Below are 1,414 nucleotides of genomic sequence, written 5' to 3' on the forward strand. Positions count from 1 at the left end.
CACTACAGTTGCATTTTGTGTTGTGAGTGAGAGCGGATAGCGCTGGCTTGATGTTTTCGTCGAAAGACAGACCATCTGAGGATGTGGGCGACGGGCAGTCTGCGTTGTGAGAGTTTTACGACGAGACGCCTGATTTCTTGTATGGACCAGCGGACGACGACTATCGTGTTCTGCGTTATGTTTTTTTCGGTTTTTGTGAGTTTGCCTGATACCGGACACTTGCCATGACGGCATAGGCAAGCATGACCAGAGAAACATGCCGATGCCAACCATGCCATGAGCGGGTTTCGTTATGATCAAGACCGAATTCATTTTTGGCTGTCTCGAAACACTCTTCGATCCTCCAGCGCGTCCCTTCAACGTTCACGAGGTCCTGCATGGTTGTCCCTTTCGGACACCAGGTTGTAAAATAGGCAAGGTCTCCATCGGCGATGTTTCGGCGGATCAGCAGGCCACGTGTCCATGGTCCGGCAATAAGGCAGTCAAATTCTTCAGCATCCAGATCAGCAAGCGGAAGATACGCCCAGTCGTATAACCGCTCACCTTTTGTGCCGTGTCCCGCAGACAGGCGGCGCCAGTCCTGCTCTGGAAGATTTGCTGCAATATCTTTGGCTTCTCCTGCAATCATCGGGTTTGTCGCCCATGACCCGAACCAGTGATTGCCTTTGACCCCAAGGACATATCCAATTCCTGCCCGGCGAAGCGTGCGTTCCACATCGCCGACGCCATACACGCTGTCTGCTGCAACCCAGCGGAAGGGCACGCCAGCCTCAAGGCTCCGCTCGATCATCATCGAGGCTAACGCCGGTTTGGTTGCAAACACCACGTCATCGGGAACGTGGGCCTGCTTCAGGCGCTCACGGTTCGACGTCCAGTCTTTTGGAAGATACAGGGCGCGGTCAACAAAGGCATGACCCCGCGCCGAGACATAAGTGGCAAATACACCAATCTGGCAGTTCGTGATCTTGCCGACAGAGCCCGTATACTGCCGCCCCACACCGCAGGACGCCTGACCTTTCTTCAGAAAACCGGTCTCATCGATGACCAGCACGCCATCTTCAGTGCCCAGATGCTCGACCACATGCTCCCTGACGACATCGCGAAGGGCATCGGCATCCCAGTTCCCGCGCCCCAGAAGCGCCTGTTGCCGCCATGGACCGGGATCTTCTGCAGCTTCCGCTCGCATCCATCCTGTCTTGCGGGGGTCATTGCCAATCAGAACGTCAAGGAAGGCGCACGCAGAAGCTGCGACACGCTTCTGCGTAAACAACGGCGCGATCCGCTCCTTGGCGGACCGAAGCCCGGACGCCCACAAATCCAGCGTCTCTTTAACAGATGCGCCGCCACTCATCATATCCTGAATCATGGTTACCCATAGATTCAGAACTCAACATAAAATGCAACTGTAGTGCTA

General features: G+C 55.2%; 1 protein-coding gene. It reads right to left on the reverse strand.

All coding sequences use genetic code 11. The features are described 5' to 3' along the window. Positions 1-175: 175 nt before the first annotated feature. Positions 176-1,366 carry an IS701 family transposase gene (locus HNR55_RS16650; RefSeq protein WP_166117240.1) on the reverse strand — a complete coding sequence of 397 codons (1,191 nt, stop codon included), beginning with the start codon at positions 1,364-1,366 and terminating at the stop codon, positions 176-178. Positions 1,367-1,414 lie beyond the last annotated feature (48 nt).

This window comes from Acetobacter lovaniensis (assembly GCF_014207635.1).
Taxonomy (GTDB): Bacteria; Pseudomonadota; Alphaproteobacteria; order Acetobacterales; family Acetobacteraceae; genus Acetobacter; species Acetobacter lovaniensis.

Excerpts from the sequence above, each read along its gene's own strand:
- HNR55_RS16650 (WP_166117240.1), bottom strand. The coding sequence starts at position 1,366 with ATGATTCAGGATATGATGAGTGGCGGCGCATCTGTTAAAGAGACGCTG.